At 47.3% G+C, this 15,475-nt stretch carries 11 protein-coding genes; 1 reads left to right on the top strand and 10 read right to left on the bottom strand.

The features are described 5' to 3' along the window. Positions 1-77 precede the first annotated feature (77 nt). From KME12_05760 to KME12_05720, 9 genes are all read right to left on the bottom strand, one after another. Positions 78-1,199 (bottom strand): hypothetical protein, encoded by a 1,122-nt coding sequence (locus tag KME12_05760; GenBank protein MBW4487278.1) that lies wholly within the window; start codon positions 1,197-1,199, stop codon positions 78-80. Positions 1,200-1,299: 100 nt separating this feature from the next. Continuing rightward, positions 1,300-1,683 (bottom strand): hypothetical protein, encoded by a 384-nt coding sequence (locus tag KME12_05755; GenBank protein ID MBW4487277.1) that lies wholly within the window; start codon positions 1,681-1,683, stop codon positions 1,300-1,302. A 196-nt stretch (positions 1,684-1,879) separates the two neighbouring features. Then, a complete protein-coding gene (locus KME12_05750; protein MBW4487276.1) occupies positions 1,880-2,272 on the bottom strand; it encodes a DUF1311 domain-containing protein in 393 nt (130 codons plus the stop codon). A 112-nt stretch (positions 2,273-2,384) separates the two neighbouring features. Next, positions 2,385-4,568 (bottom strand): tetratricopeptide repeat protein, encoded by a 2,184-nt coding sequence (locus tag KME12_05745; GenBank protein ID MBW4487275.1) that lies wholly within the window; start codon positions 4,566-4,568, stop codon positions 2,385-2,387. 69 nt (positions 4,569-4,637) lie between these two features. Continuing rightward, positions 4,638-6,974, bottom strand: a complete 2,337-nt coding sequence (locus tag KME12_05740) for a response regulator (protein MBW4487274.1) — start codon at positions 6,972-6,974, stop codon at positions 4,638-4,640. Next, positions 6,971-10,402 (bottom strand): response regulator, encoded by a 3,432-nt coding sequence (locus KME12_05735; GenBank protein ID MBW4487273.1) that lies wholly within the window; start codon positions 10,400-10,402, stop codon positions 6,971-6,973. The genes KME12_05740 and KME12_05735 overlap by 4 nt, the downstream gene beginning before the upstream one ends. Positions 10,403-10,410: 8 nt before the next feature. Next, entirely contained in the window at positions 10,411-11,211 is an 801-nt protein-coding gene (locus KME12_05730; GenBank protein ID MBW4487272.1) for an alpha/beta hydrolase, read from the bottom strand. A 69-nt stretch (positions 11,212-11,280) separates the two neighbouring features. After that, positions 11,281-11,763 carry a hypothetical protein gene (locus KME12_05725; GenBank protein ID MBW4487271.1) on the bottom strand — a complete coding sequence of 161 codons (483 nt, stop codon included), beginning with the start codon at positions 11,761-11,763 and terminating at the stop codon, positions 11,281-11,283. A gap of 407 nt (positions 11,764-12,170) precedes the next feature. Beyond that, positions 12,171-13,724, bottom strand: coding sequence for a GTP-binding protein (locus tag KME12_05720; protein MBW4487270.1), 1,554 nt, complete (start codon positions 13,722-13,724; stop codon positions 12,171-12,173). A 257-nt stretch (positions 13,725-13,981) separates the two neighbouring features. On the opposite strand from KME12_05720, the gene KME12_05715 reads away from it, so the two are divergent. Next, positions 13,982-14,509, top strand: a complete 528-nt coding sequence (locus tag KME12_05715; GenBank protein MBW4487269.1) for a DUF937 domain-containing protein — start codon at positions 13,982-13,984, stop codon at positions 14,507-14,509. A 254-nt stretch (positions 14,510-14,763) separates the two neighbouring features. Here the strand turns inward: KME12_05715 and KME12_05710 are convergent, their stop codons facing one another. After that, complete coding sequence (locus KME12_05710) at positions 14,764-15,039, bottom strand: RNA-binding protein (protein ID MBW4487268.1); 276 nt, start codon at positions 15,037-15,039, stop codon at positions 14,764-14,766. Positions 15,040-15,475: the final 436 nt, after the last annotated feature.

Raw genomic sequence — 15,475 nt, 5'->3', positions numbered from 1 at the left:
TTACTAGAGTTATCTGAGAAGGCGATCGAATCTTGGAAGGTTAACGCAGTTATCAAGCTGTCCCTATACATAACTAACTAAGGTTTCTTAAAATGTTCTTTCATTTTTCTAAGCAGTTCGGGCAACCCAAGATTCAACGGTCCCCATTCAAACTCCTTGATTGAAATGATTTTTCCTACTAGTGGTTCCTCATCCGCCTCGTCTTCTGCTTTAAGCGAATCAATTAGAACCTGCGAAGAAAACTGTTGACTTTGAATGAACTGATTCTGTTGTGCAATCAAGAAGTTTTGTTGCTGTATCGTTGCGTTAGCCAGAGTTAATTGGCTTTGCAGAAATTGAATCTGAGAACTTAATCTCTGTACTGGAAGGCTAATCTCCAAAGATTGAGATGTATTAAGAACAACACTATTAGGAAGATTTAAATATATTTCCAAAGCAATCTTAATATTCCCTAAGGCTTCGTCTTTGTTATTGGGCCTTACTGAAAACAAAACATTACCTGATTCTTCTCTAAGGCTAGCATTAGCTTCTATCCCTACATCGCGAAGAAATTCGGTGAAATACAAAAGATATTGTTCACAAGCAATTTTTACTTCTAATGGAAATTTGAATTTCTGTATTAAAACTTCGGAAACTGTTTTTTCAGAGAGGTTGATTAAAGCTTCATCATGTGCCGCGCAAAAGCTATTGACAATCTCTGTTATACGATATTCTAATGGAAGGCTATCCTCAGAAAACTCTGTATAAATTTCAAATTCCAACCAGGAAAAATCGTCATCATTTTTATTTCTTAATGGTAGTAAATCCTTACTTTTCTTCTTTACACAAGAGGAGAACTCATTGAGATGTTGTAAAACAGACCATGGATTATTCCAGTTTTCAACATCAATCATAAATTCAAAATTCAATTCAAATAACTCATTATCACTAATCAACCATATTCTCTGTATAGAAAAATACTCAAACCTCTCAGAAGGATATATAGAAGTTGAGAAGCATACAACCGAAGAATTTTTCGTTACTTCGCTAGCTGTATGTTTAATGATTTGCCTAAATAGATCAAGGTTTTCTATGCTGACAGACAGTTTTTTTGGGTTATCTGCATGACCTAGTATGGAGCCAAGTTTTTTATCTACTGGCTTTCCATGCACTGTAAGAATAGGTTCATTTGAGTTTTCAGAATTAATTACTCCGAACATTTCTTCTCTTTCTAAAAGTTACGACTAGAAGCGCACAAAATAGGGTTATAGAAAACTAAATGGCAAGGATTGCTCCACAATCAGACAGCTAAAAATGTAGCTAAAAGAGTTCAATTAACTCACGCTTGACAGCTTCACTGAGGGCCGTTGCTTTTCGTAGTAGTCCTTCTTGATAAATCTGCATGAGCGTTTTCAACTCTGAACGCTCATCTTCAGCCAGAAAACCTGCCTGTTGGCGATCGAGTAATTCACTCAACCGAGCATCCTGGGCTGATTTCATTTGCAACTCAGTCAACAACAACACTTGTTCATTAGATAGAGCAGAAATAGGCTCAAGATCAACAATATCTGCCCTAACAGACGGGATGGAAAGTTGAATCGTATCTGCTAAAACACTTGCAACATCACGGTTTGCTAAACGGGCAAAACGCTCTGCTCGTTGATAAATCTCATCTGGCAAAGTAATTGTAATTTCAGTACTCATAGCTCGTTTGGACTCTTAGTTCCACTTTTTTCGAAATTCTTAAAGTCCTGTTTCTTTTACTTTGATATTACAAGGATCAACTCTCATAGTTAGATGGGTCACTCATGTGCTAATTATTTGATGAGTTGAATCAGGAGAAACTGGTGCAGTAATTTGCTATTGATGTAGCTTCATAGATTCATAGAGTGTAGCTAAATCACCGCGACAAATAGTTTTGCAAATCTTTTGTGCGCTGCTTAGTCAATCTTTCTAGGCATCCGTTATAGAAGATGGTATAGCCTGTTCCATCTCGGGAACCATAAGTTTCAAAACTACAATTGTCATCACGAAACTTAATCCATGCTTGCTCTCCAGAAATTAGCAGACTTTTTTGCTCACCACTTATGCCAGAAATTACTTTTCTGTATACCTGATTCAAGGCTTTGTCTGCTTGTTGATAAGACAATTGGGAGCAGTATTTAAGTTCTACAGTTGTCGTTGCCTTATTACAATCTATTCTTTGGGCAGTTATTTTTTCTGTTGCATCACTATTCTGTATTAAAGTTACAAAGCTACCTATCAAAGCAGAGATAACAACAATTTTTCGCATGTTCCTCTAGACCCTATCACTTGTTGCAAATATACTCCGTCTTTTGTAATTAAAACGGTGTTGAGATACATCTTTAAAGATTACAAATTGAATTGACACGAATAACAAGTTCTCAGTTCAGCGAATTTTGTTCTTCGGCACCATTAAGATTTTGCTGATCCTGTGGTGCCCCTTGCTCCTCTGAAGTCCGATCGCTTTCTACTTTTGGCTTCTCCGGTTTTTGCTCCCGCTCTTGAGTTTCTAGTTGCCGTTTGAGTTGTTTGCGGGCTTCACTGGCTTCTCGGTAATCCGATTTATATTGCAACGCTTTGTCATAAGCCGCTAAAGCATCGGGATAGCGTTTCACATTGGTCAGAGCATTGCCGAAGCTGTACCAACTTTCGGAGTGGTCAGGTTTGATTTGCAGGGCTTGGTCGTAAGCCGCGATCGCCTTGTCGTAGCGCTTGAGGTTGTAGAGGGCATTGCCTCGGTTGTACCAAGCCAAGTAATCGTTGGGGTTGAGGTCTAAAGCTTTGTCGTAAGACGCGATCGCCTCCTCGTAGCGTTGCAAGCGATGCAGCGTCCAAGCCCGACTGTAAACCGCAGGATAGTGGCTAGGCTGTAGCTTCGTCACCTGCTCATAGGATTCCAGTGCTGCCTCGTATTGCTGGAGGTTGCTCTGCATATTGCCCCGACTGTACCAAGCTTGATAGAAACGCGGCTGAAACTGCACCGCTTTGTCGTAGGAGGCGATCGCCTCTTGGTACTTTTGCAAACTGCTCAGCGAATTGCCCTGGTTGTACCAAGCTTGGTGATAATCCGACTTAATCTCCAGCGCTTTGTCATAGGCTTTCACAGCCTCATCGTACTTTTGCAGATTGTGCAGCGCCCATCCTTGCCCATACCAAGCAGCAGCTGAATCTGGTTGCAACGTCACCGCTTGCTTAAAGGCCGCGATCGCTTCTTCATAGCGTTTGGCTCCAATCAAAGCTTGACCCTTACCGTTCCAAGCATCTAGGGTATTGGGGTTGAGGGCGATCGCTTGATTAAAAGACTGCACTGCCTCGTCATGTCGTTGCCAGGTGTTCAACAACAGGCCGCGATCGCTCCAGCTTGACCAAGATTGCGGATCAATCTGGATGGCGCGATCGTAAGCATCTAGCGCTTTGGGGTATTGCTTAAGCTGAGTCAGCACTTCACCCCGACCGTTCCAGGCTTCTGGGTAATCCTGGCGAATTTGGATGGCTTTGTCGTAGGCAGCTAAAGCTTCTGGATAACGTTGCAGCGCGGCTAGGGTTTCGCCCTTGCGATACAGTTCTGTGGCGCTGGAAAAGTTGAAATACCGCACGCCGAAGACTGCCGCGATCGCTCCCATCATGACCACAATTCCCCCAATCAAAGCACTTTTTCGCCAAGCAGCCAGTTTAGGGAGATGGGTACGTAGGACAGAGCGATGCTTTGGGGCGATCGCCACCGTAGCCGCTGGAGCCGTTTTCAGATCCTTGAGAGCAGCTAAAACTTGAGCGGCAGATTGGTAGCGATCGCGGCAGTCATAGCGCACCATTTTGTCCAGAATGCTTGCTAGCTCAGGACTGACCGTGGCGGACGAGTGCCATAGCAACTCTCCCGTATTGGGGTCTTTGGGCAAATCCTGAGGCGATAGACCTGTTAGGGCTTGAATTGCCACCATTCCTAGAGCGTACAGGTCACTCGTTGGTTGTGGGTTGCCCGTGGCTTGCTCAATCGGTAAGTATCCGGGAGTGCCGATCGCGACAGTCCGAGGGTTTTGTCTGCCTTGCAAAAGCGTAGTGCTGATTTGCTTCACGGCCCCGAAATCGATCAAAACTAGTTTTTGATCTTGTTGCCGCCGAATCAGATTGCACGGATTTACATCCCGGTGAATCACCTGTTGCTGATGCACAAACTCCAGAGTCTTCAGCACATCTTGCAGTAGAGCGATCGCCTGAGCCTCGGACCATTGCATGCCCGGTTGCAGTTCTTGGCTCAGGTCATGCCCTTCGATCAGCTCTTGGACTAAATAGAATTCTTGATTTTCCTCAAAGTAGGCTAGCAATCTAGGGATTTGGTCATGGTTGCCCAGTTGGTGCAGCACTTGGGCTTCGGTATCAAATAAGCGTCTGGCGATTTCTAGGGTTAAGGGGTCAGCTGCCTGTGGCTTGAGTTGCTTCACCACACAGCGAGGTTTGTTGGGCAAATACTGGTCTTCTGCTAGGAAGGTGGCTCCAAATCCTCCCTGACTGAGGGCGTTGATGATTTGGTAATGTCCGCCCAGGATTTGTCCAGCCAGCAAACTCATACGACGCCAGAAACCCCTATGTAGCGTTGCGATCGCAACTGAAAGTCTTGGTAGCGTTGCGATCGCAACTTAAGTATTGCCCTTCAGTATAGTCTGCAAGTTTTTCAATAACTCTTCGGCTGTGTAAGGTTTCGGTAAAAAGGTTTGAATGCCGATACTGTTCTTTTCGGCTGGTTCGTAGCTAGAAACCAAACCGCTCACAGCAATAATTTTGACTTCTGGGTCGAGTTTTTGCAGCATCCGAATCGTCATCGGCCCATCCATTGATGGCATCATCATGTCAATCAACACGGCACTGACTTCTTCTTGGTGCTGAGCGTAGACGGCGATCGCCTCAATTCCATCATTAGCGGTCAATACACTGTAACCGTAAGCCTCCAAAGAAATTCGGGTCGTCTCTCGAATGGGTTCTTCGTCATCGACCACTAAGATTAATTCGCCATGTCCTTTTGGTAGGTGGTGCTGAACTTCAGCCTGCCCCACTAAAGTAGTTTCCTTGGCGGGGAGATACACCTTAAAGTTTGTCCCTTTATCCAATTGGCTGTAAACGGTAACGAAGCCACCATGACCCTTGGCAATGCCGATCACCGTAGACAACCCTAGCCCAGTCCCTTTACCAATTTCTTTCGTCGTGAAGAAGGGCTCAAAGATTTTATCTAAGTTGCTCGGCGCAATTCCCATCCCGGTATCAGTCACCGTCAGCACGACATAGGGGCCAACCTTAGCCTCTATATACATACGAGCATAGTGTTCGTCGATCCATAAGTTCTCGGCAGACAAGCTCAAAGTGCCACCTTCAGGCATCGCATCACGAGCATTCACACACAGATTCATCAATACCTGGTGGAGTTGGGTGGCATCGCCCAAGATAGGCCAAACATCGGGTGTCGGTAGTTCTGTAGTAATGCTAATGGAGCGCGGAAAGGTTTGTTTGGCAATCTGCTCAATTTCAGCCAGCAAATGCTTGATTTGCAGCAAGACATGTTCCCCTTCCAAGCCTCTGGCAAAGGAGAGCACTTGCTTCACCAAGTCTGCACTTCGTCTGGTATTGGCCTCCAAAATTTCCAGGAGATGGCGGCTCTGAGGATCTTGGTTTTTTTTCTCCAGCAACTGCACCGACATTAAGATCGGTGCTAGAGAGTTATTCAAATCATGGGCAATGCCGCTCGCTAAAGTGCCAACACTTTCCAATCTCTGAGAGCGGAGAAATTGAGCTTCCAGTTTTTTCTGCTCTGTAATATCGGTATTCACCATTAAGATTGCTTTTGGCTGACCGCTGTCATCCTGTACCAAGGTCCAGCGACTAGCTACGACCATCGATCGGCCCGTTTTAGTCAGGTAATTCAATTCTCCTTGCCACTCGCAATGCTCTTTTAACCAGGTCAGATCTCTGAGAAATTTTGGTAGGGCATCTTGAGGCAAAAACTGATTTACATTTTCACCGATGACTTCACTAGCCAGCCACCCGTAAATTCTCTCTGCTCCTTGATTCCAAAACACAACTCGGCTATCGAGATCTTGCACCACGATCGCATCGGTAGTGACATTCAACAGCGCCGCTTGCTCCCGAATTTTCTGTTCTGCTTGTTTGCGAACGACTTCGTCGCGCTTCGCTTCGGTGATATCCATACTGATGCCTAGCATCCGGATAATCTGGCCGTTGGCGTCGTAATCCCCTTGGCCTTTAGCCGCAACCCAATGAACGGTCTCATCGGGCCATTGCACTCGCAGCTCAATGTCCAAGCTAGTCCCAGTTGCGATCGCCTGCTCGCTGGCTTGAGCCACTGCCACAGAATCCTCTGGATGCACAGTTGCTAATAAATCTGCTGAGCTGCGAGTTAGGACGGTGGGGTCCATCCCTAGATTGTGGGCTGTTTTGGGCGACATCGTTACTTGCCCACTGCTGATGTCCCAATTCCAAGTGCCCATATGAGCTGCTTCTAGTGCCAGTCTCAACTGCTCTTCGCTAAACCGGGCCCGCTCTGTCTGCTGTTGTAACTCTGCGGTGGTGCGACTCGTTTCTAGCAATCTTCGCACCCGTTGCCGCAGGACTGCCCAATGGATCGGCTTGGTGACATAGTCTGTCGCTCCAGCCACAAATGCTTGATCCACAGAAGCAGGGTCATCCAAGCATGTGATCATCAAAACTGGAACGCGATCGCCTCCTGGCAAGGTGCGTAGTTGGGTACAGCAAGTAAAGCCATCCATGATTGGCATCAACGCATCCATGAGAATAATGTCTGGATGCACCTGTTGATAAAGCGCCAGCCCTTCTTCTCCATCCTTCGCTTCAACGACTTGGTAGCCTTCTTGCTTAATTGCTTGAGCCAATAGAAAGCGCATTGAGCGGTCATCGTCAATCAGTAAGACGAGGGGGGAATCAGAGAAGGGGAACACAGTGCTCATCGCTCACAGCTTCGCAGTTCTTGGTTCAAAGTCGCTTTAACTCGTTCGAATTCAGCCTCTAGATGCCGCAGTTGAGGCAAGCTGCTGACTTGCCAACCTGTTGACATCATACCTGTGCGCCCGATCGCTTCTAATTCTTGACACCACTGGGCGAGAGTCATCGCTCCGAGAGTGGCGCTGCTGCCCTTGAGGCTATGGGCCGCATATCGCAGAGCTGTTGCATCTTGTTGCTGTACAGCCGCCTGGATTTGGGCAATCAGTTTGGGGGCATCTTCCAGATAGTTATGAATCACCACAGCTAGCATTTCAGCCGCATTTTCACCTAACATTTCTTGCAGAGACGCGATCGCCTGGGCATCCAATACTACCTGTTGAGCCAACACAGTAGGAGCCATCGTGGTTGGAGTTGACCGCAGCTCGGTTGTAGCTGTACTAAAGGCTGGATTCGTCGCACCCTGATTTGGTAAAGCTTGATTCTGCACGTGCCGATCTGGCGTGGCCTGCTCTGGACTAATCGTTTCTGGCTGGGGTACTGAAGGCTGGCAGTCCTGACTGAGTAGTTGAGCCAGCGTTGCTAGTCGAATGGGTTTAATCATGTAGTCGTTCATCCCCGCAGCTAAGCAGGTTTCGCGATCGCCCTGCATGGCATTGGCAGTCATAGCGATAATCCGGGGGCGGGTGGCAGGCGACCAATTTTGGCAGATGTAGCGAGTGGCACTTAAGCCGTCCATTTCTGGCATCTGCACATCCATCAAGATCACGTCATAACGACGTTGTTGCAGTGCTTGGATCACTTCTCGGCCATTACTGACGACCTCAGCTTGGTATCCCAAACGCTTGAGGCTGCTGAGAATCACTTTCTGGTTCACACCATTGTCTTCGGCTACCAGAATCCGTAGAGCAGAATTCGCTGCTATAGAGACTGGAGGAGAGACAGAGGGGGGGCTGCTAATTACCACTGAACTCTCATGCAATACCTGTAACAAAGCTTGATAGAGCTGAGTCTGCTTCACAGGTTTATTGATAAAGGCCACCCTATCTACGATAAACGCGGCTCTACCGGGGTCTGGGTCACCGATGGTGGTTAACATCACTACGGGTAAGGTTTGATGCTTGAGGAGCTGACGCAGTTTTTGCGCGACCATTAGACCATCCATTTCGGGCATTTGCCTGTCTATGACTGCTAGATCAAACTGTTCTCCTTGATGCAGCCATGCTAACGCTTCAGCACCTGAGGCCGCAGTGTGACTTTTCATGCCCCAACGTTGCATCTGTGCCGCTAAAGCTTGGCGACTGGCAGCATTGTCATCTACGATTAGCAGCTGCTTCCCAGATAATTGGGGGAGTAATGTCGCAGGTGTCACAGATTCGCAACTGGTTAAATCTGGCACTGCTAGCAGAGTGAAATAGAAGGTGGAGCCTTGATCAACTTGGCTCTCGACCCACATGCGTCCCCCCATCATTTCGCTGAGTTGCTTGCCGATCGCCAGCCCTAGTCCGGTGCCGCCATATTGCCGCGTGGTAGAAGAATCTACTTGGCTAAACGACTTAAATAAGCGATCGCGACGTTCGGCTGGAATACCAATCCCTGTATCCTTGGCGGCAAATTGAATTTCGTAGGTTTGCCCCTCTGTTGCGTCAGCAGATTGACCCGACAATTCAGCGATCGCAGTTGGCTTTGTAGCGTTAGGGTGCTCGTTTGCAGGCTGCTCGTTTGCAGGGTGAGCTGTCACAGTCACCACAACTTCTCCAATCGCAGTGAACTTGACGGCATTACTGAGCAGATTCACCAAAATTTGGCGTAATCGAGTGGCATCTCCCAGAATGCACTCTGGCGTCGTCGTTTCCATTTCATAGACCAGCTCGATCGCTTTTTCAGCAGCTTTAGGAGCGAGTAGGTCGAGGGCTGACTCTACAACATGACGCAGATTAAATGAAGCTAACTCTAGTTCTAGCTTGCCAGATTCAATTTTAGAAAAGTCCAGAATGTCATTAATAATGGTCAGCAGATTGTCGCCACCACTCTGAATCGTTTCTGCCAGATCACGCTGGTAGGGTGTCAACTCTGTATCTAACAGGAGTTCTGTCAAGCCAATCACCGCATTCATCGGGGTGCGAATTTCATGGCTCATGTTGGCCAAAAATTCACTTTTTGCTTGGGTTGCTGCTTCTGCTATCACCTTAGCTTGAGCTAGAGATTGATTGGCCTGTGAGAGTTCTGCCGTCTGCTCCAACAGTTTTTGCTGAGCCAAGTAGCGCTCTGTAATGTCATCAATCACCCAGAGCCGCCCAGGCACATTTCGCACCCGTGTAACAGTGCTCGAAAAACTCAAGACTTTAGGGTGAGGCTGACTGTAAATCCAGTTCCAGTTGCGAATTTCTGGCTGGGGTTGGGCAAAGAACTGCGACGCTTGAGCAGCAATTTCTGCTTGGTTATCAGCGCTAGATCGCAATTGGCTCATGGCTGCTGACAGCAACGGGGGATCGATCGCGCCAGGAGTGATGCCGAGTCGAGTTCCAGCCGCTTGGTTCAGCCAACCCTGCTCACCGCTTTCATCGACAAACACCACACCTTGATGGATGGTTTCGAGGATGGCTCCAAAGCGAGCTTGCAGTTTATCGAGATTTAAGGTGATGTCACTGAACTGCAAGAGTGTCCGTAACTCTCCGACCACAGATTTCAGCAACTGCCGCATATGGTTAGACATAGCCACACGGCGATACCAAATCAGCAAAATCGCTCCCTGAAACCCGCTAGAACACCGCAACGGTAAAATGGCTATGGACTTTACCCCTTGAGCTAACAAAATATGGGAGGCTCCCGGAGCAGCAGCGTAGTTGGTGTAGTAAAGGCAGCGGTTTTGAGCGATCGCCGTTGCAAACAAACTAGGTGTAGTGAGAGGATTGGGTAGAGCTGTCTTAGGTAGGCAGACTAATGCTTCTGCGGTCACGTCATCCAACTGACGTAAAGCGATCGCTGCATCTGCAACTGTCACCTCCTGTAATGCAACTAAAGTCTGCTCTAATAAAGCATCGGGTACCGCCAAGTTTTCCATTTCGGTTAGCTTTGCCAATACCGCCTGTGAAGCCAACCGCCACTCTATTTTTTGAAGAAATTGCCGTAGCCCCATACCTAGGAGCGCAGCCCCAATCCAAGCGATCGCCCACTCCATCAACGACACAATAGCCAGTCCCTGAGCTGCTTGCAGCATCGCCAGCCCTATCCCTGCGCCTAATAGTGAAATCAGCGGTAGCGGCGGCAACGGTAAGATAAAGCTCAACCCTAAAGCGAGTCCTGCCCAAAGATTGGGCCAAAAATTGAGTTTATCCCCAGAAGCCAGCAATATCCCCAATCCTCCCAACACCAGCGTTAGTAAGACAGGTCTAAAAGTGGGCAACCAGTCAGGATGACGAAAGGATAACTGCAACCATGATTTCAAAAGGCCAAACATGAAGCGATCGCTTGGGTAACCGTCTCTGGAGCACTCAGATGAGGCAAGTGTCCCTCAGCAGCAATAGAGATGAGCCGCCCCTGAGGAATATGATCTGCCAAATACTGCCCCACCTCAGGTGGCACGGCAATATCATTATTTGATTGTAAAATCACAGCCGGGATGTTGAGCCGCCCTAACTCAGCTCGGTAGTCCGACTGAAAGATAACGCGAGCCACAGCTTGGGCAATATCAGGACGAATCTGCGCCAAAGTTTTAGCAAATTCCAGAGATAGCTCCGGTTTATCAGGATTACCCATAACAATAGGAGCAAAACCACTCGCCCAAGCATAGTAGTTAGAGGCCATCGCCGCATACAGCGCATCTAAGTCAGCTTGCTCAAACCCGCCAACGTAATTCTCATCGTTCAGATAGCGAGGCGAAGCGCTAATACAAATTAATTGCTGGAAGCGCTCTGGCTCCACTAAAGCTGCCAACAAACCCACCATGCCACTCACAGAATGAGTCACCAGGGTTACCTGTTGCAACTTCAGCTCAGCACATAAGTCTAATAAATCCTCCGCGTAGCTGTAGACGCTGCTATAGCGGCGAGGACTGTAAGCCGAGAAATCTGACTTGCCCGCCCCAACGTGGTCAAACAAAACAATCCGAAAATCAGAGGCAAAAGCCGCTACTTGGTGTCGCCAAGCAGTTTGGTCAGAGCCGAACCCATGCGCAAAGATAATGGTTTGCTTCCCATCTCCCGCCTGATTAACATTATTCCGCTTTAAGACGCTAGCTGTCATGAGTCTGCATTTCAGGACCATCTACATACAGACTAAAACGGAGCTGGCTTTAAAGCTCGTCTCTTACGTTTACCGACTCTCAACTAATCGCTTATATTCTGCTACAGCCTGTTGATAGGCATGGCTATTCTCGGCTTTGACTCGCCAGATGGCAAAAATAATCTGACTTTGATTCAGCCCTGCTGCTTTGAGGTGGCGGGCACGATGTCGTAGCTCCAAATTTCTTTGGCAAGCATCATGCAGCAAAGTCACTGTGCCCTCTGGGTCCAAAAAATATTCTTCAGCCAGAAGTCTAAAATGATGGCCGTCATGAATCATGCCGTGAATTAAAGCCTTCAAGCCGAGGTACGTACGATAGGCCGAACCATTGCCACCTCGGTTGCCAAATAAATAGACTCTTTCCTCAATTTCTAGAAGTCTTTTCTGAGCTAGGGTAATTTTTTCAATTTGTCGCTTGACAGATTGGGGATTTGCAGGAAGCTTCAACTGAATACTAGGTTTAATTTGATCAATCTCTTCAATAATTTGCTGGTAGGCTCTGTTGGTATTCATTGTTACTTAAGACCTGACTCGGATGGCAAAGACACCCCTCTTCTTAAATTCTCAGTAGAAATCGCAGCTTTAGCTAAGAATTAATCGTAAAGAGACGATGAAAGAATAGTGAACTTCGTTCATTCATCTTCAAAAATGCCAAAAACACGTAGAAATTCAGACTAATTGCAATTATTTATACTTAGAAATTTAGGGCCGAAACGAGGGTTTCCCTTTTCCTACTCAGTCAGGCGCTGCTTGTGGCAGAGTGGAAGAAGGTAGCTAAATAACGTTTCAATCACAGGAAAGACCGATGGATCGCTCAAAAATTGTGGCAATTACAACGGGAGTAATTGCAGTAGTCCTGAGCATTGCCTATCTGCTGGTAGTGCAGTTTCTAGACTTTAGGGGAGAGATGATTCCAGCGCCTATTGACGATCTTTCGGTTTTGCCTCTGGCGGCTCCGATGCTGTGGCATTTTCTGTCAGGGGCCTAACCACACGAGCGATCGCCTCTTGAATAAAGGCTTTAACAAATTCGTCCCGCCGATTGAGCTGAAACTGCCGTTGCACCACTTCCGTCATGCCACCATCGCCCCAATCTTGGTCGTGACGGAAGTATTCAATAAAACTTTTGCCTGCAATTCGCGTCAGGTAAGCAGCACTTACGCCCTGAATGGCTTTGCCGACCAAAAAAGTGGCAACATTCAGGCGTAAAGCGGTAGAAACTAGCTCGATCGCACCTTTGACAATGCCTAAACTGGCTAGGGTTTTGGCGAGAGAAAGGGCTAGTTCGCGACCCCGTTCGGAATTAATATCGCAGCCGTAGACTCGACCAATTTCCACTACCATTTGGGCATTGACTGCCGCCGTCGCAAGCAGATCTACTACGGGTAGAGGTGTCACAGCAATCACCCCAGCGCCAATCCATTGAAATCGCTCCACAATCTTATCTGCTTCGCGACGGCGTTCGGTGTCAATCAGTGAGCGAGCTTCGTCTCCTAAACGCTGAGATTGCAACAGAATGTTGTCAGCTACTAAATCTTCACCTTCAGCCCGTAGTACTGCCGCCATCCGCTTCAGCAACGGCATAATTTCTGGCTCTGGTTGCAACCAGTCACCACTTTCGAGCCGCACCGTCTGGGGTTGGGCTGATACTGCCACAATATCTGCTGCGGCTACCAAGTCTTGTAGGCGATCGCGCAGACGAGCCAAGATGGTCTCTCGGTCTAGCTCAGGGTACAAATCAGTCTTGTTGAGCACAACCAGCGATCGCTTACCAATGGCTGCAAGTCGTCGCAATGGTTCGTATTCAGACTGTCTCAAATCATTATCTAAAACAAAGAGTAATAAATCGGCTTCAGTCGCTAATTGGCGGGCTCTTTGCTCACGCTCAGTCCCGGCTACTCCCGCTTCTAGAATGCCAGGAGTATCAGTCACCCAGATTTCTCGGTTTAATTTTTTGAGCTTGAGGTGGTAGGTGGCTCCCACTTCGGTTGTGCCCATCGGGGCTCCAACTTGCCCCACAACTCGACCAATCAACGCATTGACGATCGAAGTTTTGCCTGCTGACCCTGTTCCAAATACCACCACTCGCACCTCTCGCCGGGAAAGGTTTTGCTCAATCGTACGAGAACGGTTGATCAGGGCTTGACGCGCTACCTCATCTTGGATTTGAGCTACCTGTTGGCGCACTGCTCGTAAGTTTTTCTCGGCCACATCTGCTTTGGCGGTGGGCAGTTTAGGTTGGGGTCGGCGGGTTTGACGCTTCTGGAGTTGGGGCAGAACTAACAAGTAATACACAAAAGCCGCGACCAGCACTCCCAACAGCACAATCAACAGTAGGAGCAAGAGATTGGCAAGGAGAGGGGCGGTAAAGGCGATCGTGTAGTAGAGCCGAGAGAGCGAATCAATTAGCCACAACATCAAACCCAACAATAAGGTGAGGCCGACAATCAGTATGATGAGGCGCGATGAAGGCATGAACTCAGCCTAACTTTGCTGTATGACAAAAACACGACTCAGGCAGCGACACAACTGACAAGCCGATGCTTTTCATTCTAGTTATCTTCTGGTTGTAAAATTGACAACCTCTACTGCTAGCTAGACGCGCCGCGAGTCCGGACTAGGCAAAATTTTAGACGAATGAGTGAATGGCTTCTTGATCAGGCTCATAGCCACAGACTGCCAAGCTCAAGCTGGTTCAGACGCCGAATGTAGTCACTAGAAAAGGAAAAACTATGGGACTTTTTGATCAAATTATCAGTGCGATTGACAACCCCAATCAGCAAGCAAGCTCTGGTCAACTCAATAGCGTTGTTAATGTGGTTCAGCAGCTGAGCCAGAGTTCTGGATCTAACCCAGCAGTTATGCAATCAGTGCTATCGATTGTCGGCAACCACGTCCGGTCGGCATTGCAAGAGAAACAAGCCGTTGCAGGTTCAGAGCAAGCTCAATCGATTGTCAATCAGTTTAGTGGCACAAACCCCAATCCCCAAGCGGTGCAGAGCCTATTTAGTCTGGGGCAGCAACAGCAAGTGACTCAAGACGCAGCGCAACAAACTGGATTGAATGCACAGACGATTCAAGCGATGTTGCCCATTTTAGTCCCTGTGATCTTGAATCTTTTGAGTAGTGGCACCAACACTCAGAGCCCTCAGAATTCGAATCCGGTGCTAAGTTCTTTTTTGGATAGCGATCGCAATGGGAGTGTTGATGTAGGAGATGTCGTCAACATTGCTAGTCAGTTCCTGGGGAACCGCCGCTAACTTGGATTAAGCAGCCAATAAAAATTGGGGTAAGAGTTTTGAGATCCAAATTTCGAGATCTAAAATTGTCTTACCCTAAAACTACCTAAACCTAAATTTTCATACCCCAAAGATTATGTCCTAAAACTCTGGTAACTAAACCTCTAGGGCATATAGAAAAATCATCAATAAAGACTTACAGGCTGTTGGCAACCTGGAGAAATTAAGCCAATCTAGAAATTCGGCGATCGCTGGGATCTGTAAATTTCAGCAGCTTAGTAGCGATCTCTAGAGGAAGCGCCACTGCTTTCGCGTGGTTTTGCTTTGTTGACTTTGAGTTCTCGACCCAGCCACTCAGCTCCATCTAGGGCCGCGATCGCCGCGTCCTCCTTCGCGTCATCCTCCATCTCGACGAACGCAAACCCCCGTTTTCTTCCTGTCTCACGGTCTGTGGGGAGGCTGACTCGGTTTACTTTACCGTACTCAGCAAAGATCTCTTTTAAATCTTCTTCAGTAGCCTGAAAAGACAGGTTGCCAACGTAAATAGTCACAATTATCTCCAAACCGAGCGAAATCAATATCCAGCTAGCTCTGACTAAACGAGAGTAATAGTTAAAAACTACTCTACAGTTTCATTATTGAATCTAGCTTCGGTAGAGATCATATCCGATCTCTCAAGGAATAACAGCATCTTGTTAACAATATCTAATAAGAAACTTTCAACTCAATTCAATGGCTAAAAAAAGAAGTTGAAAGTATCAAACAACACTTTCAACTTCAACAAAAAGTCATTATTATGCTTTGTTTTGAGATTGCTTCAGGTCAAGCTAACCCCATTCCAACTCCAACTTTGCTGCTCCTGGGGGCTTGCAAATAAATAAGATACCAGTCACTCTAGCAAGAATGGAGCCGGGAGTTCCCTCCCTTGCTCAAGCTTGCTAGTGAAGGAAACCCTCCAACGATGTTCAATGACACGATTAAAGCAAC

Origin of the sequence: Trichocoleus desertorum ATA4-8-CV12 (assembly GCA_019358975.1) — a bacterium.
GTDB classification, from domain to species: Bacteria; Cyanobacteriota; Cyanobacteriia; order FACHB-46; family FACHB-46; genus Trichocoleus; species Trichocoleus desertorum_A.
This window is presented reverse-complemented; position numbering and strand designations above follow the sequence as displayed.